The following is a 25,968-nucleotide window of genomic DNA, read 5'->3' on the forward strand; positions in this document are numbered from 1 at the left end:
AACAAAAACCGGGGCACTTGGCCCCGGCTTCCGTCAACGGAACGCTTAAACGCGTTCGAAGACGGTGGAGATGCCTTGGCCGAGACCAATGCACATGGTGGCTACCCCGAAGGTGCCGCCATTTTGCTTCATCACGTTCAACAGAGTGCCGGAGATACGCGCACCGGAGCAACCAAATGGGTGACCCAGGGCAATCGCGCCGCCGTGCAGGTTAACCTTCTCGTTCATCTTGTCGAGTACTTTCAAATCTTTCAGCACTGGCAGGGCCTGTGCAGCGAAAGCTTCGTTGAGCTCGAAGAAGTCGATATCGTTAATGCCAAGACCCGCGCGCTTCAGTGCTTTTTGTGTGGCCGGTACTGGACCATAGCCCATGATTGCCGGGTCTACACCTGCCACCGCCATCGAACGTATCACCGCCATAGGCTGAATGCCCAGGTCCTGTGCACGCTGCGCCGACATCACGATCATGCACGAAGCACCATCGGTGATTTGCGACGAAGTACCGGCTGTCACGGTGCCGCCCTTAGGGTTGAACGCTGGCTTCAGAGCCGCCAGGCTTTCCAGGGTAGTTTCCGGACGAATGGTTTCGTCGTAGTCGAACAGCTTCAGGAAACCGTTCTCGTCGTAGCCCTGCATCGGGATGATTTCGTCTTTGAACTTGCCTTCCAGTGTCGCCTTGTGAGCGAGCTGGTGGGAGCGCACGCCGAAAGCGTCCTGTTGTTCGCGAGTAATGCCGTGCATTTTACCCAGCATTTCAGCGGTCAAACCCATCATGCCCGAGGCTTTCGCCGCGTACAGCGACATGTGCGGGTTCGGATCGACACCATGCATCATGCTCACGTGACCCATATGCTCGACGCCGCCCACAACGAACACGTCACCGTTGCCGGTCATGATCGCTTGCGCAGCAGTGTGCAGAGCGCTCATCGACGAACCACACAGACGGCTGACGGTCTGGCCGGCAGCGGTGTGCGGGATTTGAGTCATCAGGGACGCCATGCGGGCGATGTTCCAGCCCTGCTCCAGGGTCTGGTTCACACAGCCCCAGATCACGTCTTCGACTTCGCTCGGATCAACCTTGACGTTGCGTTCCAGCAGTTTACTGATCAGGTGCGCCGACATGTCTTCAGCGCGGGTATTGCGGTGCATGCCGCCCTTGGAGCGACCCATCGGAGTACGACCGAAGTCGACAATCACGACGTCTCTAGGATTCAAGCTCATATATTCACTCTCACTCTAGTTGGGGGCGCTTAACCGAAGAACCGCTGGCCGGTTTTGGCCATTTCACGCAGTTTTGCGGTCGGGTGGTACAGCGCGCCCAAATCAGCGTACTGGTCAGCCAGGGCAACGAACTCTGCAACACCGATCGAATCGATGTAGCGCAGCGCACCGCCACGGAATGGAGGGAAACCAATACCGTAGACCAGACCCATGTCGGCTTCGGCAGCGGTTTCGACAATGCCGTCTTCCAGGCAACGCACGGTTTCCAGGCACAGCGGGATCATCATCCAGTTGATGATGTCTTCGTCGGTGACTTCACGCTGTTCAAAGACGATCGGCTTGAGCACTTCCAGTACCGACGGATCGGCAACTTTCTTCTGCTTGCCGCGCTTGTCGGTCTCGTAGGCATAGAAGCCCTTGCCGTTCTTCTGGCCCAGGCGCTTGGCTTCGTACAGCACGTCGATGGCCGAACGACGGTCGTCTTTCATGCGGTCCGGGAAGCCTTCAGCCATCACGTCACGACCGTGGTGACCGGTGTCGATGCCGACCACGTCCATCAGGTATGCCGGGCCCATTGGCCAGCCGAATTTTTCCATGACCTTGTCGATACGGACGAAGTCCACACCGGCGCTGACCAGCTTGGCGAAACCGCCGAAGTACGGGAACAACACGCGGTTGACCAGGAAGCCCGGGCAGTCGTTGACGACGATCGGGTTCTTGCCCATTTTCTTGGCGTAGGCAACGGTGGTGGCAACCGCCAGCTCGCTGGACTTCTCACCACGGATCACTTCTACCAACGGCATCATGTGCACCGGGTTGAAGAAGTGCATGCCGACGAAGTTTTCCGGACGCTTGAGGGCTTTGGCCAGCAAGGTAATGGAAATGGTCGAGGTGTTGGACGCGAGGATGGTGTCCTCTTTGACCTTGCCTTCCACTTCAGCCAGAACGGCTTGCTTGACCTTAGGGTTCTCGACGACCGCTTCAACCACCAGATCAACGTGACCGAAATCACCGTAGGACAAGGTAGGGCGAATGCCGTTAAGCACTTCAGCCATTTTCGCCGGGGTCATGCGACCTTTATCAACGCGGCCCACCAGCAATTTGGCGGCTTCGGCCAGACCTTGCTCGATGCCGTGCTCGTTGATGTCCTTCATCAGGATCGGCGTACCTTTGGAGGCCGACTGATAAGCGATACCGCCACCCATGATGCCAGCGCCCAATACGGCAGCCTGCTTCACGTCTTTGGCGATTTCGTCGTAGGCCTTGGCCTTTTTCTTCAGTTCCTGATCGTTCAGGAACAGACCGATCAAGCTCTGCGCGGCAGAGGTCTTGGCCAGTTTGACGAAACCGTTGGCTTCGACTTCCAGCGCCTTGTCGCGACCGAAGTTCGCGGCTTTCTGGATAGTTTTGATCGCTTCGACGGGTGCCGGGTAGTTCGGGCCCGCTTGACCGGCCACGAAACCCTTGGCGGTTTCGAACGACATCATTTGTTCGATGGCGTTGAGCTTGAGCTTTTCGAGCTTCGGCTGACGCTTGGCCTTGTAGTCGAATTCGCCGGAGATGGCGCGCTTGATCAGCTCCAGGGCCGCTTCCTGCAGCTTCTCGGGAGCAACCACTGCGTCGACTGCGCCAACTTTCAGCGCGTCGTCAGGACGGTTTTCCTTGCCGGCGGCAATCCATTCGATGGCGTTGTCGGCACCGATGATGCGCGGCAGACGCACGGTACCGCCGAAGCCCGGGTAGATGCCCAGCTTGACTTCCGGCAGACCGATCTTGGCCTTGGTGGACATGACGCGGTAGTCCGCCGCCAGGCACATTTCCAGACCGCCACCCAAGGCGATGCCGTTGATCGCGGCGACAGTCGGGACGTTGAGGTCTTCGAAATCGCTGAAAATCTTGTTGGCTTCCAGGTTGCCAGCAACAAGCTCTGCATCAGGCAGCTTGAAGTTCTCGACAAATTCGGTGATGTCGGCGCCGACGATGAACACGTCCTTGCCACTGCTGACGATCACACCCTTGATCGAAGCATCTGCCTTGATGGTGTCTACAGCCTGACGCAGTTCGTTCAGGGTTAGACGGTTGAACTTGTTGACGGACTCACCCTTGAGGTCGAATTTCAATTCGACGATGCCACTTTCAAGAGCCTTAACCGTGATGGCTTTACCTTCGTAAATCATCAACTGATCTCCACGATATGGAAGCTGAACAGTACACGTCGGACGCAGGCGAATGGCTCGGCAGGGACGCTTATCGTCAATGCTACGCCCATCCACCCGGCACACCCGCCAACGCGATAGTCGGGATTCTGTAGGAGCGGTCTGTAATACAAACGCTCAATTCATACGCCCGTTTGATTTGGGTACGTCACCTTCACGGAATTTCCGACAATTGTCAATCGCCCAAAATACGGGTTGAAATGCGACTTTCCGGTCATTTCCGTAACACGAAGACCTGCAACACGCGGCTGCATGTGAGGCCATTCATAGGATCAATAGTTAGAAAAGTCGCCCTAATTCGCTGCAGCCTTTGTTTAACAAGCTACGCTGGCGGGACCTTGAGGAAAAAACATGAACGCTTTTGGCGAATGCCCAGCGTAAGATCAGCGCCACACCGAATTACCGGCCTGCCTGGCCAACCCCAGCCCGATGATGATGTCGGGCTTTTTATTGCCTGTCTGCCAGACGTTTCGCGCCATTGCGGCGCGAAATTTCCGCGATTTATGCCAGCGCTTTCAGCACCGCATCAATATCCTGCAAAACCGTCGCTTCGCCCTTCTCGCCCCAATACAACGTGATCATCTGCTTGTCTGCTTCGACCTTGTAAACGTTGTCTGGCAACTTTTCGAAATGAATCAGCAACGCAGGCTCCTCGCAGACCTCCTGCCACTGGTTGACCCATACACCCGGCGCTTTTTGCCAGTAACTCCAGCACGCCGGCCGATTGCCACGCCGCGGTCGATGGTACTGGGCGCAAGGGCTCGGCGGCTCCTGGCTCAGCCAGTGCGGCCAGTCCTGAGGCGCCAGTTGCATCGCCAATCCGATGCGTCGCGCCTCCATGCGCAGGGCCATGCGGCCGCTCTGGTGGCGCGACGGCCGCAACCATGCCAGCGGACTCAGTACCACCAACATGATTGACACCACTATCCAGACCGTCATATCTGTACTCCCGATTCTTGATGAGCGCATTGAGTCACTTTGAAAACAATGCGCTTGAAACCAGCCATACTTACCAATATTGCAACCCTCAGGAGGAGCACCTCATGCCCTACAACCACATTCTGGTCGCTGTAGATCTAACCGAAGAGTGCGATCCTGTAATCCACCGCGCTCGCGAACTGTCGGTGAGCAACGGGGCTAAGCTGTCCTTGGTGCACATTGTCGAGCCAATGGCCATGGCCTTTGGCGGCGACGTCCCCATGGACCTGTCACAACTGCAACAACAGCAGTTCGATCAGGCCAAGGAACGCCTGGACCGACTGATCGTGAAGTATCCGGAACTCTCCAAAGAATACAGCCACCTGACCTACGGCCAGCCACGCCAGGAGATCCACCACCTGGCCAAGGAACAAACCTGCGACCTGATCGTGGTGGGCAGCCATGGCCGACACGGCCTGGCATTGCTGCTGGGTTCAACCGCCAATGACGTGCTGCACGGTGCGCCCTGTGATGTGCTTGCTGTGCGCCTGATCAAAAGCTGAAACGCATATCCCCTGTGGGAGCGGGCTTGCTCGCGAAAGCGGTGTAACAGTCAGCATATTTGTTGAATGTTAAGCAGCTTTCGCGAGCAAGCCCGCTCCCACATTGGATCTACGCCAGCTCTGTAGATCGCATCCCATACCAAAAGCCCGGCGCTCATCACTGAACGCCGGGCTTTTTTTATAGCAGGATCAATCAGGCATCCAGCTCGGCCCAGCGCTCGACCATTACGTCGTGCTCAGCCTGCAACTGCTCCAACTGAGCGATCACTGCAGCGGTCTCGGCAGCTGGACGCTGATAGAAACCGGCATCGGCCATTTGCGCCTCAACGGTAGCGATCTGCTGCTCCATGGCTTCGATCTGACCCGGCAACATTTCCAGCTCACGCTGCAACTTGTAGCTGAGTTTCTTCTTCGCCACCGGCGCTTCGACTACAGCAGCGACTGGCGCAGCTTCGGCCGTCACGACCGCGGAGGTCAGGTCGGCTTTGCCGGACTTGCTCTCGGTCACGCCCAGCAGGCGCGGCGAGCCGCCCTGACGGAGCCAGTCCTGATAACCACCGACGTATTCGCGAACCTTGCCTTCACCTTCGAAGACCAGGGTGCTGGTGACCACGTTGTCGAGGAATGCCCGGTCGTGGCTGACCATCAGCACGGTGCCGTTGAAGGTCAGCAAGACCTCTTCCAGCAACTCAAGGGTTTCGACGTCGAGGTCGTTGGTCGGTTCGTCGAGGACCAGCAGGTTCGCTGGTTTGCTGAACAGTTTCGCCAGCAACAGACGCGCACGTTCACCACCTGACAGCGCCTTCACCGGCGTGCGGGCACGCTGCGGGCTGAACAGGAAATCGCCGAGGTAGCTCAGCACGTGGCGGCTCTGACCATCGATATCGATGAAGTCGCGACCTTCTGCGACGTTGTCGATCACGGTCTTTTCCAGGTCCAGCTGATGGCGCAACTGGTCGAAGTAGGCCACGTCGATGCGCGCCCCCTCTTCCACTGTGCCGCTGGTTGGTTGCAGACCGCTGAGCATCAGTTTCAGCAAGGTCGTCTTGCCGGTACCGTTGGCGCCGAGCAGACCGATACGGTCGCCGCGCTGCAGGACCATCGAGAAATCCTTGATCAGGAACGGGCCGCCCGGGTGAGCGAAGCTCACGTTATCGAGGACCATTACCTGCTTGCCAGATTTGTCAGCGGTATCCAGCTGGATGTTGGCCTTGCCGGTGCGTTCACGACGCTCGCTACGCTCGTTGCGCAGGGCTTTGAGGGCGCGGACGCGGCCTTCGTTACGGGTCCGACGAGCCTTGATGCCCTGGCGGATCCAGACTTCTTCCTGGGCCAGTTTTTTGTCGAACAGCGCGTTGGCGGTGTCTTCAGCGGCCAGCGAGGCCTCTTTGTGCACGAGGAAGCTGGCGTAGTCGCCGTTCCAGTCGATCAGGCCACCGCGATCCAATTCGAGAATGCGGGTCGCAAGGTTCTGCAGGAATGAACGGTCGTGCGTGATGAACAGCACGGCGCCCTGGAAATCCTTCAGCGCTTCTTCGAGCCAGGCAATTGCACCGATGTCCAGGTGGTTGGTCGGTTCGTCGAGCAGCAGCAGATCGGGTTCGGAAACCAGAGCCTGAGCCAGCAGGACGCGACGACGCCAGCCGCCGGACAATTCGGCGAGGGTCTTGTCGGCCGGCAACTGCAGACGGCTCAACGTGCTGTCGACCAATTGCTGCAAACGCCAGCCGTCACGGGCTTCGAGGTCGTGCTGGACGTGCATCAGTTTGTCCAGGTCGGCGTCGGTGACGATGTTCTGGCTGAGGTGGTGATACTGCGCGAGCAGCTCGCCGACACCGTCCAGGCCTTCGGCCACCACGTCGAACACGGTCCGCTCGTCGGCTACCGGCAATTCTTGCGGCAATTCGCCAATTTTGAGGCCAGGTGCGCGCCAAACGGAGCCCTCATCAGGCTTTTGGTCGCCCTTGACGAGCTTCATCATGCTGGACTTGCCAGTGCCATTGCGGCCGATGATGCACACCCGCTCACCACGGGCGATCTGCCAGGACACCTTGTCCAACAACGGCATAGCGCCGAAAGCAAGGGACACATCGCTGAATTTGAGCAGGGTCATGAGCTTCTCCAAAAACCGGGCGCGCATTCTACCTGACTTGAGGCTTCAGAAGGCCGGCAATTTCACCTTCGCGACACTCTGCATGACAAATGTTGCGAACTGATGCTGACAGGCCGGCAAAGCTTTCGCCCGCTGCTGGCAAAAGGCTAAGCTACAGACAATTCAGTGCGGGCCATGCCCACACTTGTCATGATTTCTCTGCCCGGACGTCTCATGCGCAGTCGCCTTTTCAGTCTTTTATCCTGTTTTCTTCTTTCTGCCACTGCCGTTCAAACCGCCCAGGCGGTGGACCTGTCCACCCAGCGCCAGTATTACGATGAAGCCAAGCGTGCCCTCGCCAAGGGGGATACCGGTCCTTATTTCCGTTACAGCCAGGCCCTCAGCGATTACCCGCTGGAGCCGTACCTGGCGTATGACGAACTGACCGCTCGCCTTAAAACCGCGAGCAATGCCGAAATCGAGAAATTCCTCGCCGAGCACGGAGACCTGCCCCAGGCCAACTGGATGAAGTTGCGCTGGCTGCGTTGGCTGGCGGAACGCGGCGACTGGGCGACCTTCGTCAAGTACTACGACCCCAAGCTCAATTTCACCGAACTGGATTGCCTGAACGCGCAGTATCAGATCGGGCATAACCAGAAAGCCGAAGGTTACGCCAACGCCAATAAACTCTGGCTGACTGGCAAATCCCAGCCCGCCGCGTGCGATGCGCTGTTCGGGCAATGGGCTGCCGAAGGCCAGTTGAACGAGCAGAAACGCTGGGAGCGCACCAAACTTGCCGCTCAGGCGCGCAACTATCCGCTGGCCAACAGCCTGGTCAACGGCCTGACTACCCTCGCCCCTCGCGGTCGTTTGCTGATTGATGTGGCGCAGAAACCCGAGCTGCTCAACCAGCCTTCGCGCTTCACCCCGGCCGATGAACCGATGTCTGACATCGTCAGCCTCGGCCTGCGCCGCTTGGCCAAGCAAGACCCGGACAAGGCCATGGAGCTGCTCGACGGTTACGCCAGCAGCATGCACTTCTCCCGTGATGAGAAAGTGGCCATCGCCCGTGAAATCGGCTTGACCCTCGCCCGCCGCTTCGACCCTCGCGCGCTGGACGTGATGACCAAGTACGACCCGGAACTGCGTGACAACACGGTTTCCGAATGGCGCTTGCGTCTGTTGCTGCGCCTGGCCCGCTGGGACGATGCCTATCAGCTGACTCGCCGCTTGCCGCAGGATCTGGCGACCACCAACCGCTGGCGCTACTGGCAGGCCCGCAGCCTGGAACTGGCGCAGCCTCAGAACCCGGAAGCGCAAGCGCTCTACAAGAACCTGGCTCGTGAGCGAGATTTCTATGGCTTCCTCGCCGCTGATCGTTCGCAATCACCTTATTCGCTGGTCAACAAACCCTTGGTATTGAGCCAGGCGCTGATCAACAAGGTCCGCAATACCCCTGGCGTGCGTCGGGCGCTTGAGTTTCACGCTCGCGGACAGATCGTCGATGGTCGCCGCGAGTGGTACCACGTCAGCCGCCACTTCAGCCGCGACGAAATGGTCGCCCAGGCGAAACTGGCCTACGACCTGAAATGGTATTTCCCGGCGATCCGCACCATCAGTCAGGCGCAGTACTGGGACGACCTGGACATCCGCTTCCCGATGGCCCACCGCGAAACCCTGGTGCGCGAAGCCAAGGTTCGTGGCTTGCATTCGAGCTGGGTGTTCGCCATCACCCGCCAGGAAAGTGCTTTCATGGACGACGCCCGTTCCGGCGTCGGCGCCAGCGGCCTGATGCAACTGATGCCCGGCACCGCCAAGGAAACTGCGCGCAAATTCAGCATTCCACTGGCCTCGCCGCAGCAAGTGCTGGATCCGGACAAAAACATCCAGCTCGGTGCCGCTTACCTGAGCCAGGTCCACAGCCAGTTCAACGGCAACCGCGTCCTCGCTTCCGCCGCCTACAACGCAGGCCCCGGCCGAGTGCGTCAGTGGCTGCGCGGGGCGGACCACCTGAGCTTCGACGTGTGGGTGGAAAGCATCCCGTTCGACGAAACCCGCCAGTACGTGCAAAACGTGCTGTCGTACTCGGTGATCTACGGCCAGAAGCTCAACTCACCGCAACCGCTGGTGGATTGGCATGAGCGCTACTTTGACGATCAATAACCGCTAATCCCGCTAATCCCGGTTATGTAGGAGCTGGTGGAGCCTGCGATCTTTTGATCTTGCTTTGAGGCCATAAACAAATGCCCGCATCGATTGATGCGGGCATTTTTTATTAGAACAAGATCAAAAGATCGCAGGCTCCGCCAGCTCCTACGGGTGTACACCGAGCTCAGTCTTGCCATCACTGAACTGCAACGCCGCCAACCGCGCATACAGCGCGTTGCTCGCGATCAATTCCTGATGCGTCCCCACCGCTACCAGTTTCCCTTGGTCCATCACCGCGATCCGGTCAGCGTTTTTCACCGTGGCCAGCCGGTGGGCGATGACCAGCGTGGTGCGGTTTTTCATCAGGCTCGGCAAGGCTTGCTGGATCAGGTGTTCACTCTGGGCGTCAAGGGCGCTGGTGGCTTCGTCCAGTAGCAGAATCGGCGCGTCCACCAGCAATGCTCGGGAGATGGCCAGGCGTTGGCGTTGGCCACCGGACAAACCGAGGCCACCGTCGCCAAGGTGGGTCTGGTAGCCGTTGGGCATTTGTTCGATGAAGTCGTGGGCGTAAGCGATTTTCGCCGCTTCCTGAACCTGGGCCAGGGTGGCCGTCGGGTTGCCGTAGCGGATGTTCTCTTCGATGCTGCCAAAGAACAGCGCCGGGGATTGCGAGACCAGGGCGAAGCAGCGGCGCAGGTCCAACGGATCGAGTTGAGTCAGCGGCACGCCATCGAGCAAGATGCGTCCTTCGGCCGGGTCGTAAAAGCGCAGCAGCAAGTCATACACGGTCGACTTACCGGCACCAGAGGGCCCGACCAACGCGAGGGTTTCACCGGCATTGATCGTCAGATTCAAACCATCGACCGCATAGCTTTCGGGACGCGACGGGTAGGAAAAGCGCACGTCTTGCAGCACCAGGTCACCCTTCACCCGTTCAGGCAAGGTCACCAGGCCAGTAGTCGGTGACTGGATAATGTTTTCTGAGCGCAGCAACTCGGCAATCCGCTCGGCGGCGCCGGCGGCACGCTGCAGTTCGCCAATCACTTCGCTCAACGTGCCGAATGCGCTGCCGACGATCAGGCTGTAAAACACAAACGCCGCCAGCTCGCCCGCGGAAATCCGCCCGGCGATGACATCCATTCCGCCAACCCAGAGCATCACCCCGACGGCGCCAAGCACCAGTACGATCACCAGAGTTATCAGCCAGGCTCGCTGGAAGATCCGCTTGCGAGCGGTGTTGAAGGCCTCCTCCACCGTGGCGGCAAAGCGCTGCTCATCCTGGACCTGATGGTTGTAGGCCTGCACGGTTTTGATCTGGCCCAGGGTTTCGGAAACATAGCTGCCGATATCGGCAATCCGGTCCTGGCTCAGGCGTGACAGGCTACGCACCCGACGGCCGAAGATCAGGATCGGCGCGATCACCAACGGCAACGCGACCACCACGATGCTGGTGAGCTTGGGGTTGGTGATGAACAGCAGGACGATCCCGCCGATCACCATCAACAGATTGCGCAAAAACAGCGACAGCGAAGAGCCGATCACCGATTGCAGCAGCGTAGTGTCAGCGGTTAACCGCGACTGGATCTCAGAGCTGCGGTTGTCTTCGTAGAATCCTGGGTGCAGATAAATCAGATGATTGAACACCTGACGACGGATGTCCGCGACAACGCGTTCGCCGATCCATGAGACCAGGTAAAAACGCGCGAAGGTGCCAATCGCCAGCCCGACCACCAGCAACATAAACAAGCCGATGGACTGGTTGAGCAACTGCGGCGACTGGGTCATGAAACCCTGATCCACCAGCAGGCGAATCCCCTGCCCCATGGACAAGGTGATGCCCGCCGTGACGATCAATGCGAGCAAGGCACCGACTGCCGGCCAGCGATAAGGCGCGATGAAACGCAGGGCCAGGCGCATGGCGCGCCGTTGACGGGAAGAGAGGATGGAGATCATTCGATGGCGCAACCAGTAGGGTTTGACGCGATCAAGCCTACACCGGTCGATGGGCTTGAACGCTGTAAATCATAATGAGTCAGGTTAATTATGACCGCAAAGCCTAGCCCCTAGACGGTATTGGTCTAAAGTCCGGGTGGCAACACCGCTGTATTTCTGGTGGACTGATGTCGCCGCCCTGGGAAGATCGCAGGGAGCTGTCACAGTCCGGTCACCTGGCGGTTCTACAGTAAGCACACAACCTGATGAGGAGACAGGCCATGTCCTTGCAAAACAGCAGCGATGACAAGATTGAAGTGATCCGCACACAGCCAGATCAGTCTCTGGGTTGCTCAATTATCGATAAGGACGGGCGCGAAGTACCGATCACTGAAGGCATGATCCAGGACGCTTGCCGCGAACTGGAAAAGCGATTGGTCAAGCCTGCCGAACAAAAGTGATATAGCCACCGTCTTCTTGACCCGGCCTCTGATGGCCGGGTTTTTTATGGCTGCCTTTTGAGGGTGCTGCGCACCCAATCGCGAGCAAGCTCGCTCGCACAGTAGATTTTCAGTGCATACAAACTTTATGTACGACACAGATCAATTGTGGGAGCGAGCTTGCTCGCGATTGGGCCAACTCGGGGTTCAGACAGCCGAAGCACCCAACGCCGCCACAATCTTCTGCAGCTCAGGCGAATCCCCTTCGATCCGCACCTGCAACCCATCAATCTCACGCCGCAACGGATAATGTTTGCGCAGTGAATCGAACGCCGCACGCTGCTCGTTCACATCGCCTACAAGGCTGCGACGGAAATCCGCATCATCACGGCGCGGGTCGTACACGCCACGGCACAACATGGCCAGCGACCAGGCCGGATCGCTGTTAGCGTTCAAGGTCACTTGCGACAACCAGGGTGCGGGCAGCAAATCGCTCAAGCTGATCCGGGCCGCCTGCCCGAGAAAATCGCAATACGCCTGATAAATCTGCGCGGTGCCACGCTGTCTGCCGTCGAGGCTGTAACCGGCAATGTGCGGCGTCGCCAGCACGCAGAGTTCGGCCAGTGCCATATCGACCTCGGGCTCACCTTCCCAGACATCCAGCACTGCTTGCAGGTCTTCGCGTTGCAGCAGCACCTGTCGCAGCGCGGCGTTGTCCACCACCGGGCCACGACTGGCGTTGATCAGCCAGGTGCCGGACTTGAGCTGGTTCAAGCGGTTTTTATCTAACAGATGCCAGGTCGACTGGGCGCCGTGTTTCTTCAACGGCGTGTGCAGGCTGATGACATCGCACTGCTCGATGATCTGTTCGAGACTGACGTAATCGCCACCTTCAGCGGCCTGTCTTGGCGGATCGCAGACCAGTACGTTCCAGCCCAGACCTTGCAGAACCTTGACCAAGCGACCGCCCACTTCACCGGCACCGACGACGCCATAGGTGCGTTGAGTCAGGTCGACGCCTTCGATTTCGGCCAGAGTCAGCAGACTGCCGAGCACGTAGTCGACCACGCCCCGGGCGTTGCAGCCGGGCGCGCTGGACCAGGTGATGCCAGCCCGCTGAAAGTAATCCAGATCCAGGTGATCGGTGCCGATGGTGCAGGTGCCGACAAAGCGTACCTTGCTGCCTTCGAGCAACGCACGGTTAACATTGGTCACCGAGCGCACCAGCAGCACATCGGCCTGTTCGACGGTGGCGCGGTCAATGGAACGTCCCGGCACCCGGCGAATTTCACCGAAACCTTCGAAGAAGGCATCGAGCAGCGGGATATTTTCGTCGGCAACAATCAGCATGGCAGGCTCCTTTGGCGGATCGGCAGTGTAGGCGGAGATGACACGTCACGCCTAGCACGCATCCCCTGTAGGAGCTGTCGAGTGAAACGAGGCTGCGATCTTTTGACTTTGTTTTTTAAAGACAAAATCAAAAGATCGCAGCCTCGTTTCACTCGACAGCGCCTACAAGGGACCGTGCGTGGGGGGAAAAGGATTACAAATCCCCAACACAGGACTTTTCCTGACCACTGCGTCAGGGCGTAGAATGCGCCGCCTTGCGCATCAACATCTTTGGACGTCTCGCCCTTGAATTCCGTGACTGACCGCCCCGCCGCCATTTCCCTCACCCGCCCGGCCCGGGTTCGCCTGGAGCTGAAAAACCTGCTCGGCCTGGCCCTGCCGATCATGATCGCGCAACTGGCGACCACCGCCATGGGCTTCGTCGATGCGGTGATGGCGGGTCGGGTCGGCCCAAGGGATCTGGCGGCCGTGGCGCTGGGTAACTCGATCTGGGTGCCGGTGTTTCTGTTGATGACCGGCACGCTGCTGGCTACTACCCCGAAAGTCGCGCAGCGTTTCGGCGCCGGCAGCCACAGCGAGATTGGCCCGATCGTGCGCCAGGCACTGTGGCTGGCATTGGTGGTGGGCTTGATGGCGACCGGCATGTTGTTCAGCGCCGAACCGATTCTGCACATCATGAAGGTCGATCCCGAATTGATCGGCCCGTGCATGCAGTACCTGCATGGCATCGCCAGCGGTTTGCCCGCCGTCGCGTTCTACCATGTGCTGCGCTGCTTCAGTGACGGCCTGGGGCGTACGCGTCCGGCCATGGTGTTGGGTCTGTGCGGGCTGGCGCTGAACATTCCGCTGAACTACGTCTTCATCTATGGCCACTTCGGTGTGCCGGCCATGGGGGGTGTCGGTTGCGGCTGGGCCACGGCGATCGTGATGTGGGTGATGGCCCTGGGCATGGCCGGGTGGGAGCGCTGGGCACCGGCGTATCAGTCGAGTGAGTTGTTCAGCCGTTTCGACTGGCCGCAGTGGTCGGTGATCAAACGCCTGCTGGGCATCGGCCTGCCGATCGGCATCGCGGTGTTCGCCGAGTCGAGCATCTTCGCTGTCATTGCGCTGCTGATCGGCAGCCTCGGCGCGACGGTCGTGGCCGGGCACCAGATCGCGCTGAACTTCAGCTCGCTGGTGTTCATGATCCCCTACTCCCTGGGCATAGCCGTCACCGTACGCGTCGGCCAGGCACTCGGCCGGCAGGAACCGCGTGAAGCCCGCTTCGCCGCCGGTGTCGGCATGGGCACGGCGCTGGCCTATGCGTGCATTTCCGCGAGCATGATGCTGTTGCTGCGTGAACACATCGCAACGATCTACACGGCCGACCCGACGGTGATTCAGGTCGCGACGATGCTGATTGTGTATTCGGCGCTGTTCCAGTTTTCCGATGCGATCCAGGTCACCGCAGCCGGCGCCTTGCGCGGCTATCAGGACACTCGGGTGACGATGATCCTGACGCTGTTCGCTTACTGGGGGATTGGTTTGCCGGTGGGTTACGCACTGGGCCTGACCGATTGGTTCGGCACGCCGAGCGGCCCGAGCGGGCTGTGGCAGGGTTTGATCGTGGGCTTGAGTTGCGCGGCGCTGATGCTGTCGATCCGCCTGACGCGCAGTGCACGCAAGCGGATTCGCATCAGTCATTCGGCGGGTTAAGCGAGTTTCTTGCGGATCCAGTAGAGGTAGGTGCCTGCCTCTTCGTGCTGCGCCACCAGTTCGTGGTCGAGAAACACGCAGAACTTGGGAATGTCGCGACGGGTCGACGGGTCGGTGGCGATCACCTTCAGCAGGCCGCCGGGCACCAGGTCACGGATATGCTGGTGCAGCATCATCACCGGTTCCGGGCAGTTGAGGCCAGTGGCGTCGAGGGTGCCGTCAACCGGCGTATCAATCATTTCACTCATGATTCACTCCTGAAACTTGCCGGCATTGTCGCGCATTGCCGGGTGTTCGGTCATCTGTGTCATAACGCCGTCCCTGTGGGAGCGGCGGTGCGACGATTCGACTTGCTCGCGAAAGCGGTGGGTCAGTCGACATCAATATTGAATGTCCGTCCGTATTCGCGAGCAAGCCCGCTCCCACAAGGGTCCGGGTGTATCAGCGGGACTTGGGTTTCTTTACGTCGAGTCGACGCAAATGGCAGGTCACTTCTTCACGGTCGTGGTACAGCTGCTTGCAGCCGATCTCGACCCGAATGCCGCGTTCCTTGAACCCGTCGGCGATGCGTTCCAGCAAACGTTTCACTTCGGCGTAACGCTGTTTCATCGGCAGTTTGAGGTTGACCACCGCTTCGCGGCAATGCCCCTCGCCAATCCATTCTTCCAGCATCGCGGCGTTGCGCGCCGGTTTCTCGACGATGTCGCAGACCATCCAGTCCACCGGTTGCTTGGGCTTGAAGGTGAAACCGTCAGCCATCAAGTGTTGCACCAGACCGGTGTCCATCAGGCTTTCGGCCATCGGGCCGTTGTCGATCGCGGTCACCAGCATGCCGCGGTTGACCAGTTGCCAGGTCCAGCCGCCGGGTGCGGCGCCGAGGTCGACGCCGGTCATGTCGCTGTGCAGGCGCTCATCCCATTGATCGCGCGGGATGAAGTGGTGCCAGGCCTCTTCCAGCTTCAGGGTCGAACGGCTCGGCGCTTCACGCGGAAACTTCAGGCGCGGAATGCCCATCGGCCACATCGCCGAGTTGTTCGACTCGGCCAGGCCCATGAACACTTCGCGGCCACTTTTGAAGGTCAGCAGCAGACGCGGCTTGTGGGCATCTTCAACCAGTTTGCCAGCGGCCATCAGCGCCTTGCGCAGGTGGCCTTCGAACTTCTTGCAGAAGTTCGACAGTTCCTTGCCATCGTTGGTGTCGACCATTTCCAGCCACAGGCTGCCGCACAGCGGGAAGTCCGCCATGTGCGCGAGGATCACGCTGATGCGGTCGGTTTCCGGCAGATCGATGAAGATCCCGCGAGCCCACTGGCGCGGGAAGATCAGATCGGCGAAACGCTGGCCACGCATCAGGCGCTCGGCACCGTCTTCCTCGGTGCAGATAAATTCGGCACAGGCGCTGGCAGTCTTGGCCTTGGCATAACCGGCCACGTTCAGCCGCGCGGCGTGTTCGGAAATCTCGGAACAGACTTCGCTTTCGAAGCCCGGCCGGCAATGCATAAAGAGGGTGTTCATTCTTACTCCTGGGCAGATGGCGAGAAATTCAACCACTGCGCGATGCCCAGACTTGCGTTGAAGCAAAGCCTGTCACGAAAACCGGCGCATGATAGCCGAGTTCGGAACCTTGGACTCGACCATAGAGTCCAGTTATTAGCCTTAAGCCCCAAAGAGGACTAGGTTTAAACCTCTGTCCGTCCCGTCAGTCCGTAGCCGTGCGGACCCAAAGGAGTCATTTCAATGCCGTCCCTCGATAGCCTGAAAACGCTTAAAACCTTACAAATCGACGACAAGACCTATCACTATTTCAGCTTGCCGGAGGCTGCCAAAAGCCTGGGAGATCTCGACAAACTGCCGATGTCGTTGAAAGTGCTGCTGGAAAACCTGCTGCGCTGGGAAGATGAAAAAACCGTCACCGGCGCCGACCTCAGGGCGATTGCCGCCTGGCTCAAGGAACGTCGCTCCGACCGTGAAATTCAGTACCGTCCCGCGCGGGTATTAATGCAGGACTTTACCGGTGTTCCCGCCGTGGTCGACCTGGCCGCCATGCGCGCCGCGATGGCCAAGGCCGGCGGCAACCCGCAGCGAATCAATCCGCTCTCCCCCGTGGATTTGGTGATCGACCATTCGGTGATGGTCGACAAATTCGGCAGTTCAAGCGCCTTCGAACAGAACGTCGACATCGAAATGCAGCGCAACGGTGAACGTTATGCGTTCCTGCGCTGGGGCCAAAGCGCCTTCGACAACTTCAGCGTGGTGCCGCCGGGCACCGGCATCTGTCACCAGGTCAATCTGGAATACCTGGGGCGTACGGTCTGGACCAAGGACGAGGACGGCCGCACCTATGCCTTCCCCGACACCCTGGTCGGCACCGACTCCCACACCACCATGATCAACGGCCTCGGCGTGCTCGGCTGGGGCGTCGGCGGGATCGAGGCGGAAGCGGCAATGCTTGGCCAACCGGTGTCGATGCTGATCCCGGAAGTGATCGGCTTCAAACTCACCGGCAAGCTCAAGGAAGGCATCACCGCCACCGACCTGGTGCTGACTGTCACCCAGATGCTGCGCAAGAAAGGTGTGGTCGGAAAGTTCGTCGAGTTCTACGGTGACGGCCTCGCCGACCTGCCACTGGCCGACCGCGCGACCATCGCCAACATGGCCCCGGAATACGGCGCCACCTGCGGCTTCTTCCCGGTGGATGACATCACCCTGGAATACCTGCGTTTATCCGGTCGCCCCAGCGCTACCGTGAAACTGGTCGAGGCGTACAGCAAAGCCCAGGGCCTGTGGCGCCTGCCGGGCCAAGAGCCGGCGTTCACCGACAGCCTGGCTCTGGACATGGGCAGCGTCGAAGCCAGCCTTGCCGGGCCGAAACGCCCACAGGATCGGGTATCGCTACCGAATGTCGCGCAAGCGTTCAGTGACTTCGTCGACCTGCAATTCAAACCCACCAGCAAGGAAGTCGGTCGTCTCGAAAGTGAAGGCGGCGGTGGCGTCGCGGTGGGCAATGCCGATCTGGCCGGTGAAGCCGACTACGAATACGACGGTCAGATTTATCGATTGAAAAACGGCGCGGTGGTGATCGCGGCGATTACCTCCTGCACCAACACCTCCAACCCGAGCGTGATGATGGCCGCCGGCCTGGTGGCGAAGAAAGCCGTGGAGAAAGGCCTCAAGCGCAAACCGTGGGTCAAGAGTTCGCTGGCCCCAGGCTCGAAAGTGGTCACCGACTACTACAAGGCTGCCGGCCTGACTCAATACCTTGATGAACTGGGTTTTGCCCTGGTCGGCTACGGCTGCACCACGTGCATCGGCAACTCCGGGCCATTGGCGGAGCCGATCGAAAAAGCCATTCAGGCCGCCGACCTGACCGTCGCCTCGGTGCTGTCGGGCAACCGCAACTTCGAAGGTCGCGTGCATCCGCTGGTGAAAACCAACTGGCTGGCCTCCCCACCGCTGGTCGTCGCCTATGCGCTGGCCGGGACGGTGCGCATCGACATCAGCAGCGAGCCTTTGGGTACCGACAAAGAGGGCAATCTGGTGTATCTGCGGGATATCTGGCCGAGCACCAAAGAGATCGCCGACGCGGTGAACCAGGTCAACACCGCGATGTTCCACAAGGAATACGCCGAAGTGTTTGCCGGCGACGAGCAATGGCAGGCGATTGAAGTGCCGCAAGCAGCGACCTATGTCTGGCAGGACGATTCGACTTACATCCAGCATCCACCGTTCTTCGATGACATCGGTGGGCCACCGCCGGTGGTCAAGGACGTCGCCGGTGCCAGAGTCCTCGCATTGCTCGGCGATTCGGTAACCACCGACCACATCTCCCCGGCCGGCAACATCAAGGCCGACAGCCCCGCAGGCCATTACTTGCGCGAGAAAGGCGTGGAACCACGGGACTTCAACTCCTATGGCTCGCGTCGCGGCAACCACCAAGTGATGATGCGCGGCACCTTTGCCAACATCCGCATTCGTAACGAGATGCTCGGCGGCGAAGAAGGCGGCAATACGATTTACATTCCCACCGGGGAGAGGATGCCGATTTACGATGCGGCGATGCGTTATCAAGCCTCGGGCACGCCGCTGGTGGTGATTGCCGGGCAAGAATATGGCACCGGATCGAGTCGTGACTGGGCGGCCAAGGGCACCAATCTGCTGGGGGTCAAAGCGGTCATTGCGGAAAGTTTCGAACGGATTCACCGCTCCAATCTGGTGGGCATGGGCGTGTTGCCATTGCAGTTCAAGCTGGATCAGAACCGCAAGAGCCTGAACCTGACCGGTAAGGAGACACTGGATATTCTGGGTTTGACCGGCGTCGAGCTGACGCCGCGGATGAACTTGACGCTAGTGATCACCCGTGAAGACGGCAGCCACGAGAAAGTCGAGGTGTTGTGCCGGATCGATACCCTCAATGAGGTGGAGTACTTCAAATCGGGAGGGATTTTGCATTACGTGTTGCGGCAGTTGATTGCGTCGTAACCGGCTGCTGATATAAACACCGCCTTCGGGCGGTGTTTTTGTTTGGGCCGCGAACGTCCTTATAATCGCGCCCCTATTTGGCATTGTTCACAAGTATGTGCCCCACACAAAACCACTGTGGGAGCGAGCTTGCTCGCGATAGCGGAGTGTCATGCAACATGGATGTTTGATATGAAGGCCCCATCGCGAGCAAGCTCGCTCCCACATGGACCGAGTCAACCCGCAACACTTCGGACACAAGGATTTTCAATGATTGCCCTGCCATGGAACTACCTGGCCCTCCTCTCCCTCGGCTATGGTCTGGCACTGATCTACGGCCAACTCGGCTGGCTGGCCCTAATCTCCGTCGCATTGTTGCTGTTCACAGGTTTCGCCGTGCGCCAGCAAAAGGTTCAAGCCGGCCGCTACCTCGGTCATGGGGTGTTCTTCGTCCTGGTCCTGGCACTGGCGATGCACTGGCTTCCCGGTTTCTACAACGGTCGTGGTTTCGCCTCTCAGCGATTCACCGACGATGCCGTGCCGTTTTTCATGTACCTGAATCAGGACAAACCCCTGATCGGGTTCTGGCTTTTGCTGGCTTGCCCGTGGATTGTCGGTCGACGTTCGCTGCGCCTTTCCATCTATGCCACCGCGCTGGGGCTGACGTTGAGCGCCGCGCTGGCCTTGGGTGGCGCGCTGTTGCTGGGCGTGATCAGCTGGGCACCGAAGTGGCCGGATCAAGCCTGGCTGTGGGCGCTTAACAATTTGCTGCTGGTGACGCTGGTGGAGGAGGCGCTGTTTCGCGGCTACATCCAGGGCGGTCTGACCCGGCACTTCAAAAACCTGCCCTACGGTGAAAACCTCGCCCTGCTCCTAGCCTCGTTGCTGTTCGGCCTGGTGCATGTGGGCGCCGGCTGGCAATGGGTGTTGCTGGCGAGTCTGGCGGGTGTCGGCTATGGTCTGGCCTACCGTTTTGGTGGCTTGGGTGCGGCCATCGCCACCCATTTCGGCCTGAACCTGCTGCACTTCGGGCTGTTCACCTATCCGATGCTCGCCGGCTGACGCAAGGGTCGTTTTGCGACGCGCCACTGATTACTGAAAAATAATCTCAATAAATGGCTGACGATGCCGACAACCCGTCAAAGCCTTGCGGATTGAAAAAGCCATGCGTAACAACCAGCCCATTACACAACGCGAACGGACCTTCCCGGCTCAGCAACGGTTGATTTCTACCACCGATGCCAAGGGCGTGATCACCTATTGCAACGACGCCTTCGTCGAGATCAGTGGGTATTCTCGTGAAGAGCTGATCCGTGCGCCGCATAACCTGGTCCGTCACCCTGACGTCCCGGCCGCGGTATTCGCGCACATGTGGGGCACACTGAAACAAGGCTTGCCATGGATGGGCATTGTCAAGAATCGCTGCAAGGCCGGTGATCACTACTGGGTTAACGCCTATGTCACGCCGGTTTTCGAAGGCAATCAGGTGGTCGGTTACGAATCGGTGCGGGTCAAACCCACCGCCGAGCAGATCCGCCGTGCCGAAGCGCTCTACCAACGCATCAACCAGGGCAAGTCGGCGATTCCTTCAACAGACAAATGGCTGCCGGTGCTGCAGGACTGGCTGCCGTTCATTCTGGTCAGCCAGCTGAGCTTCATGATCGGTGCGTCGCTCAATTCCCAATGGGGTTTTGCGTTGGCCGCCGGCCTGTCAGTGCCATTGGGTCTGTTGGGGTTGAGCTGGCAACAGCGCGGCCTCAAGCGTCTGCTGCACCTGGCCGGGCAGACGACCTCCGACCCGCTGATCGCGCAGATGTACACCGACAGCCGCGGTGCCCAGGCGCGTCTGGAGATGTCGATTCTCAGCCAGGAAGCCCGCCTGAAAACCTGCCTGACCCGTCTGCAGGACACCGCCGAGCACTTGAGCGACCAAGCGAAACAGTCCGATACCCTGGCGCATAACAGCTCCAACGGCCTGGAACGCCAACGCGTCGAAACCGAGCAAGTGGCCACCGCCGTCAATCAGATGGCCGCCACCACTCAGGAAGTCGCCAGCCACGTGCAGCGCACGGCCGATGCGACTCAGGAAGCCAATCGCCTGACCGGTCGCGGCCGCGACATCGCCGGGGAAACCCGCGAAGCCATCCAGCGCCTGTCGGTGGTGGTCGGTGAAACCGGCCTGACCGTGACCCAACTGGCCAAGGACAGCGACGAAATCGGCGGCGTGGTCGATGTAATCAAAGGCATCGCCGACCAGACCAACCTGCTGGCGTTGAACGCAGCCATCGAAGCGGCCCGTGCCGGCGAGATGGGTCGTGGCTTTGCGGTGGTGGCTGACGAAGTCCGTCAACTGGCGCAACGCACCAGCGAATCCACCGGGCAGATCCACGCCCTGATCGCCAAGCTGCAACAGACCGCCAGCACCGCGGTGCAAACCATGGAAGCCGGGCATCGCCAGGCCGAAGAAGGTGTGGCGCGGGTATTGGAAGCGGATCAGGCACTGGTGGGGATCAGCGAAGCGGTGGCCAACATCACCGACATGACCACCCAGATCGCTGCGGCTACCGAAGAGCAAAGTGCAGTGGCCGAAGAAATCAGCCGCAACATCAGCAACATCTCGCACCTGGCGGATCAGACCTCGGAACAGGCGCAACACTCGGCGTTGTTGAGTGAAGAGCTGACAAAGACTGCGAATACCCAGTATTCGTTGGTGGAGCGGTTTAACCGCTAACAGTCGCTGGAAAGATAAAAACCCGGACAGTGAAAGCTTCCGGGTTTTTATTGCCAACCCGAAAGTGATGTCGCCTGGCAGACAGCTATCGCGAGCAAGCTCGCTCCCACAGGGGATTTGCGGTGGATGAAGATCTGATTCACATCACAAATCAAAATGTGGGAGCGAGCTTGCTCGCGATGGGGCCCTGATCGACACCGCAAATTTCACTGAAGAAATTCGGCAACCTTCTGCGCCGCAGCCGCCAGATGTTGCTCATGGATAAACCCGGAAGACTTCAACGGCTTCAAATCATGATCCCCCGCCACCAGCCAGAACACCTCGATACTCGGTGCCAACGTGTAAGCCTCAACGGCCTCGCGATTGCCCAACGCATCCCGTTCGCCCTGAACAATCAACGTGCGCGTCTTTAACCCGGCCAAATGCTCAACCCGAGGTTTCTCCGGTTTCCCCACCGCATAAAACGGATACCCGAGACAAACCAACGCATCCGCCCTCAATTCATCCGCCAGCAAACTGGCCATCCGCCCGCCCATGGACTTGCCCCCAATGGCCAGACGCCCAGCGACATGGCGTCGCACCACCGCATAGACCTCACGCCAACACTCGAGCAGTTTCGGTGCCGGGTTCGGAGGACGCTTACCCCCATCAACACGCCGTTGCGCCATGTACGGAAACTCGAAGCGCAGCACGTTGACCCCAGATGCAGCAAGGCGCGCAGCCATGTCGTTCATCCAGGCGCTGTCCATTGGCGCACCGGCGCCATGGGCGAGGATCAACGTCGCCGATGCCGGCGCTGAGGCGGCATTCCACAACCATCCATGATCCCGCACACACTGCGCCCATTGATCCCCGTCAATACTGGCCTTGTGCTCTTTGTCCATGCTTGCCTCGCTTTTAGTCTGCCTATAACTCCAGGCGAAGGGAGCGTCTGCCGTGCGCAGACGCCTTCACTTCGGCTGAACCGTGGATGGGGAACCATGAACACTTCTATCAGTACCGCCTACAACTACAAGGTGGTCCGCCAATTCGCCATTATGACGGTGGTGTGGGGCATCGTCGGCATGGGGCTCGGGGTTTTTCTCGCGGCTCAATTGGTTTGGCCTGAACTCAACTTCAATCTGCCGTGGACCAGCTTCGGGCGTTTGCGCCCGTTGCACACCAACGCAGTGATCTTCGCTTTCGGCGGTTGCGCCCTGTTCGCCAGTTCGTTCTATTCGGTGCAACGCACCTGCCAGACCCAACTGTTTGCGCCGAAAATCGCCGCGTTCTGCTTCTGGGGTTGGCAAGTGGTAATCCTGCTGGCGGCCATCAGCTTGCCGTTGGGTTACACCAGCTCCAAGGAATACGCGGAGCTGGAATGGCCGATCGACATCCTGATCACCATCGTCTGGGTCGCCTACGCCGTGGTGTTCTTCGGCACGCTGGCCAAGCGCAAGACCAAGCACATCTACGTCGGCAACTGGTTCTTCGGCGCGTTCATCATCACCGTGGCGATTCTGCACATCGTCAACAACCTTGAGCTGCCGGTGAGTTTCACCAAGTCCTACTCGGTGTACGCGGGTGCGACCGATGCCATGGTTCAGTGGTGGTACGGGCACAACGCCGTAGGCTTTTTCCTCACCGCCGGTTTCCTCGGGATGATGTACTACTTCGTGCCGAAACAAGCCGAGCGTCCGGTGTATTCCTATCGCTTGTCGATCGTGCACTTCTGGGCGCTGATCACCCTGTACATCTGGGCCGGTCCGCACCACTTGCACTACACCGCGCTGCCGGACTGGGCACAGTCGCTGGGCATGGTGATGTCGCTGATCCTGCTGGCGCCGAGCTGGGGCGGGATGATCAACGGCATGATGACGCTCTCGGGCGCCTGGCATAAGTTGCGTAGCGACCCGATCCTGCGCTTCCTCGTGGTCTCGCTGGCGTTCTACGGCATGTCGACCTTCGAAGGGCCGATGATGGCCATCAAAACGGTCAACGCCCTCTCCCACTACACCGACTGGACCATCGGCCACGTTCACGCCGGCGCCCTTGGTTGGGTAGCGATGATCTCGATCGGCGCGCTGTACCACATGATCCCGAAAATCTTTGGCCGCACGCAGATGCACAGCATCGGCCTGATCAACGCGCACTTCTGGCTCGCCACCATCGGCACAGTGCTGTACATCGCTTCGATGTGGGTCAACGGCATCGCCCAAGGCCTCATGTGGCGCGCCGTCAATGAAGACGGCACGCTGACCTACTCCTTCGTCGAAACCCTGGTGGCCAGCCACCCAGGCTTCGTCGTGCGACTGGTGGGCGGTGCGATCTTCTTCTGCGGCATGTTGCTGATGGCCTACAACACCTGGTGCACCGTGCGGGCCTCGCAGCCTGCCGAAGTCGCCGCTGCCGCGCAGATCGCCTGAGGAGGCCGCCATGAAACACGAAACAATCGAGAAAAACGTCGGCCTGCTGATGTTGCTGATGGTGTTGGCCGTGAGCATTGGCGGTCTGACCCAGATCGTCCCGCTGTTCTTCCAGGACGTGACCAATAAACCGGTGGAAGGCATGAAGCCCTACACCGCGCTGCAACTGGAAGGTCGCGACATCTACATCCGCGAAGGCTGCGTCGGTTGCCACTCGCAGATGATCCGGCCGTTTCGCGCCGAGACCGAACGCTACGGCCACTACTCGGTGGCCGGTGAAAGCGTCTGGGATCATCCGTTCCTGTGGGGCTCGAAACGTACCGGTCCGGACCTGGCCCGGGTCGGTGGTCGCTACTCCGAAGACTGGCACCGTGCGCATTTGTACAACCCGCGCAACGTGGTGCCGGAATCGAAAATGCCCGGCTATCCGTGGCTGGTGGCCAATCAACTCGACAGCAGCCACACCGAAGGCAAGATCAAGGCGATGCGCACCCTCGGCGTGCCATACACCGACGATGACATCGCAGGCTCAGTCGCTTCGCTCCAGGGCAAGACCGAAATGGACGCGCTGGTCGCTTACCTGCAAGTGTTGGGCACATCCATCAAGAGCAAGAGGTGAGCCATGGCCATGCCCTTTGAAATCGTAAGCGAAATGAGCAGTGGAATGATCCGCGGCCTGGGCACGGTCGTGGTGTTCGTAGCCTTCGTCGGCCTGACGCTGTGGGTGTTCAACAGCAAGCGCAATCCGGAATTCGCCGAAGCGCGTTTGCTGCCGTTCGCCGATGAACCGCTACCCGATGACGCCACCCAAGAACCTGAAACAAGGAGTACCCGGCCATGACCACCTTCTGGAGTACGTGGATCTGCGTACTGACCATCGGCAGCCTGATCGGCCTGACCTGGCTGCTGATCGGCACCCGCAAGGGCGAAACCAAGGGCAGCGTCGACCAGACCATGGGCCACAGCTTCGACGGCATCGAGGAGTACGACAACCCGCTGCCGCAGTGGTGGTTCATGCTGTTCGCCGGCACGCTGGTGTTCGCCGTGGGTTATCTGGTGCTTTACCCCGGCCTGGGCAACTGGAAAGGCATCCTGCCGGGTTATGAGGACGGTTGGACCGGCGTCCACGAGTGGGAAAAGGAGATGAACAAGGCCGATGCGAAGTTCGGGCCGATCTTCGCCAAATTCGCGGCGATGCCTGTGGAAGAAGTGGCCACGGACCCGCTAGCGTTGAAAATGGGCGGTCGCCTGTTTGCCTCCAATTGCGCGGTCTGCCACGGCTCGGATGCCAAGGGCGCCTTTGGCTTTCCGAACCTGGCGGACACCAGCTGGCGCTGGGGTGGCGACGCCGAGATGATCAAAACGACGATCATGGGCGGTCGCATGGCCGCGATGCCGGCCTGGGGTGAAATCCTTGGTGATGCCGGCGTGAAGAACGTCGCGGCTTATGTGCGCCATGACCTGGCCGGCCTGCCGTTGCCTGCCGAAAGCGGTGCTGACCTGCACGCCGGACAGCAAGCGTTCAGCACCATGTGCGTAGCCTGTCATGGGGCAAACGGCCAGGGCACTGAAGCCATGGGCGCGCCGAATCTGACGCAACCGGCCGGTTTTATCTACGGAACAAGCCTGGCGCAACTGCAACAGACCATTCGTCATGGCCGCCAGGGCCATATGCCGGCGCAGAACGAACTGCTCGGCAACGACAAGGTGCAATTGCTGGCCGCTTACGTTTACAGCCTGTCTCACGGTCTGAGCACCGAGCGTTTGCAGGCTGAAGGCAAACACGAATAAATCTCGAC

Annotated in this window: 20 protein-coding genes; 11 read left to right on the plus strand and 9 right to left on the minus strand. The window is 59.7% G+C overall.

What is annotated here, in order from left to right; all coding sequences use genetic code 11:
* Positions 1-45: 45 nt before the first annotated feature.
* The 3 genes from fadA to ACMXYH_RS22070 all read right to left on the minus strand — a co-directional run bounded on the left by fadA (position 46) and on the right by ACMXYH_RS22070 (position 4,376).
* A complete protein-coding gene (gene fadA / locus ACMXYH_RS22060; RefSeq protein ID WP_008007076.1) occupies positions 46-1,221 on the minus strand; it encodes an acetyl-CoA C-acyltransferase FadA in 1,176 nt (391 codons plus the stop codon).
* 29 nt (positions 1,222-1,250) lie between these two features.
* A complete protein-coding gene (gene fadB / locus ACMXYH_RS22065; RefSeq protein WP_129442906.1) occupies positions 1,251-3,398 on the minus strand; it encodes a fatty acid oxidation complex subunit alpha FadB in 2,148 nt (715 codons plus the stop codon).
* Between the two features lie 540 nt (positions 3,399-3,938).
* Positions 3,939-4,376 (minus strand): hypothetical protein, encoded by a 438-nt coding sequence (locus ACMXYH_RS22070; RefSeq protein WP_134421747.1) that lies wholly within the window; start codon positions 4,374-4,376, stop codon positions 3,939-3,941.
* A 104-nt stretch (positions 4,377-4,480) separates the two neighbouring features.
* Here ACMXYH_RS22070 and ACMXYH_RS22075 point away from each other — a divergent pair, with 104 nt between their 5' ends.
* A complete protein-coding gene (locus ACMXYH_RS22075) occupies positions 4,481-4,918 on the plus strand; it encodes a universal stress protein (RefSeq protein WP_008151425.1) in 438 nt (145 codons plus the stop codon).
* Between the two features lie 193 nt (positions 4,919-5,111).
* Here ACMXYH_RS22075 and ACMXYH_RS22080 read toward each other — a convergent pair whose 3' ends face one another.
* The gene (locus ACMXYH_RS22080; RefSeq protein ID WP_415764937.1) at positions 5,112-7,031 is read right to left on the minus strand and encodes an ATP-binding cassette domain-containing protein; all 1,920 of its coding nucleotides are present in this window, start codon (positions 7,029-7,031) and stop codon (positions 5,112-5,114) included.
* 213 nt (positions 7,032-7,244) lie between these two features.
* On the opposite strand from ACMXYH_RS22080, the gene ACMXYH_RS22085 reads away from it, so the two are divergent.
* Positions 7,245-9,173, plus strand: a complete 1,929-nt coding sequence (locus ACMXYH_RS22085) for a transglycosylase SLT domain-containing protein (protein ID WP_129442900.1) — start codon at positions 7,245-7,247, stop codon at positions 9,171-9,173.
* A 150-nt stretch (positions 9,174-9,323) separates the two neighbouring features.
* Here ACMXYH_RS22085 and ACMXYH_RS22090 read toward each other — a convergent pair whose 3' ends face one another.
* Positions 9,324-11,111: an ABC transporter transmembrane domain-containing protein gene (locus tag ACMXYH_RS22090; protein ID WP_415764938.1), complete on the minus strand. Its 1,788-nt coding sequence runs from the start codon at positions 11,109-11,111 to the stop codon at positions 9,324-9,326.
* Between the two features lie 260 nt (positions 11,112-11,371).
* On the opposite strand from ACMXYH_RS22090, the gene ACMXYH_RS22095 reads away from it, so the two are divergent.
* Entirely contained in the window at positions 11,372-11,551 is a 180-nt protein-coding gene (locus ACMXYH_RS22095) for a PA1571 family protein (protein WP_129442898.1), read from the plus strand.
* A 186-nt stretch (positions 11,552-11,737) separates the two neighbouring features.
* Here ACMXYH_RS22095 and pdxB read toward each other — a convergent pair whose 3' ends face one another.
* Positions 11,738-12,880 (minus strand): 4-phosphoerythronate dehydrogenase PdxB, encoded by a 1,143-nt coding sequence (pdxB, locus tag ACMXYH_RS22100; RefSeq protein ID WP_415764939.1) that lies wholly within the window; start codon positions 12,878-12,880, stop codon positions 11,738-11,740.
* A gap of 285 nt (positions 12,881-13,165) precedes the next feature.
* Here pdxB and ACMXYH_RS22105 point away from each other — a divergent pair, with 285 nt between their 5' ends.
* Positions 13,166-14,575, plus strand: coding sequence for an MATE family efflux transporter (locus ACMXYH_RS22105; RefSeq protein WP_415764940.1), 1,410 nt, complete (start codon positions 13,166-13,168; stop codon positions 14,573-14,575).
* On the opposite strand, the gene tusA is transcribed toward ACMXYH_RS22105, so the two are convergent.
* A complete protein-coding gene (tusA, locus tag ACMXYH_RS22110; protein ID WP_007907805.1) occupies positions 14,572-14,823 on the minus strand; it encodes a sulfurtransferase TusA in 252 nt (83 codons plus the stop codon). The two genes, ACMXYH_RS22105 and tusA, sit on opposite strands and share 4 nt — an antisense overlap.
* Positions 14,824-15,016: 193 nt before the next feature.
* A complete protein-coding gene (gene rlmM / locus ACMXYH_RS22115; protein WP_129442892.1) occupies positions 15,017-16,090 on the minus strand; it encodes a 23S rRNA (cytidine(2498)-2'-O)-methyltransferase RlmM in 1,074 nt (357 codons plus the stop codon).
* A gap of 222 nt (positions 16,091-16,312) precedes the next feature.
* On the opposite strand from rlmM, the gene acnA reads away from it, so the two are divergent.
* From acnA to ACMXYH_RS22130, 3 genes are all read left to right on the plus strand, one after another.
* Positions 16,313-19,054 carry an aconitate hydratase AcnA gene (gene acnA / locus ACMXYH_RS22120; RefSeq protein WP_415764941.1) on the plus strand — a complete coding sequence of 914 codons (2,742 nt, stop codon included), beginning with the start codon at positions 16,313-16,315 and terminating at the stop codon, positions 19,052-19,054.
* Positions 19,055-19,303: 249 nt separating this feature from the next.
* Positions 19,304-20,095, plus strand: coding sequence for a CPBP family intramembrane glutamic endopeptidase (locus ACMXYH_RS22125; RefSeq protein WP_129442888.1), 792 nt, complete (start codon positions 19,304-19,306; stop codon positions 20,093-20,095).
* Between the two features lie 103 nt (positions 20,096-20,198).
* A complete protein-coding gene (locus ACMXYH_RS22130) occupies positions 20,199-21,764 on the plus strand; it encodes a methyl-accepting chemotaxis protein (protein ID WP_415764942.1) in 1,566 nt (521 codons plus the stop codon).
* Positions 21,765-21,970: 206 nt separating this feature from the next.
* Here ACMXYH_RS22130 and ACMXYH_RS22135 read toward each other — a convergent pair whose 3' ends face one another.
* Positions 21,971-22,648, minus strand: coding sequence for an alpha/beta family hydrolase (locus ACMXYH_RS22135; RefSeq protein WP_415764943.1), 678 nt, complete (start codon positions 22,646-22,648; stop codon positions 21,971-21,973).
* 96 nt (positions 22,649-22,744) lie between these two features.
* Between ACMXYH_RS22135 and ccoN the strand changes: the two genes are divergently transcribed.
* From ccoN to ccoP, 4 genes are read left to right on the plus strand one after another with little or no spacing between them, the layout of a single operon-like run.
* Positions 22,745-24,169: a cytochrome-c oxidase, cbb3-type subunit I gene (ccoN, locus tag ACMXYH_RS22140; RefSeq protein ID WP_415764945.1), complete on the plus strand. Its 1,425-nt coding sequence runs from the start codon at positions 22,745-22,747 to the stop codon at positions 24,167-24,169.
* 10 nt (positions 24,170-24,179) lie between these two features.
* Positions 24,180-24,788 (plus strand): cytochrome-c oxidase, cbb3-type subunit II, encoded by a 609-nt coding sequence (gene ccoO, locus ACMXYH_RS22145; RefSeq protein ID WP_129442880.1) that lies wholly within the window; start codon positions 24,180-24,182, stop codon positions 24,786-24,788.
* A gap of 21 nt (positions 24,789-24,809) precedes the next feature.
* The gene (locus ACMXYH_RS22150; protein WP_283190897.1) at positions 24,810-25,010 is read left to right on the plus strand and encodes a cbb3-type cytochrome oxidase subunit 3; all 201 of its coding nucleotides are present in this window, start codon (positions 24,810-24,812) and stop codon (positions 25,008-25,010) included.
* Positions 25,007-25,960 (plus strand): cytochrome-c oxidase, cbb3-type subunit III, encoded by a 954-nt coding sequence (gene ccoP / locus ACMXYH_RS22155; RefSeq protein WP_415764946.1) that lies wholly within the window; start codon positions 25,007-25,009, stop codon positions 25,958-25,960. Before ACMXYH_RS22150 ends, ccoP begins: the two co-directional genes overlap by 4 nt.
* Positions 25,961-25,968 lie beyond the last annotated feature (8 nt).

The sequence above is a fragment of the Pseudomonas frigoris genome (assembly GCF_047758635.1).
Taxonomy (GTDB): Bacteria; Pseudomonadota; Gammaproteobacteria; order Pseudomonadales; family Pseudomonadaceae; genus Aquipseudomonas; species Aquipseudomonas frigoris.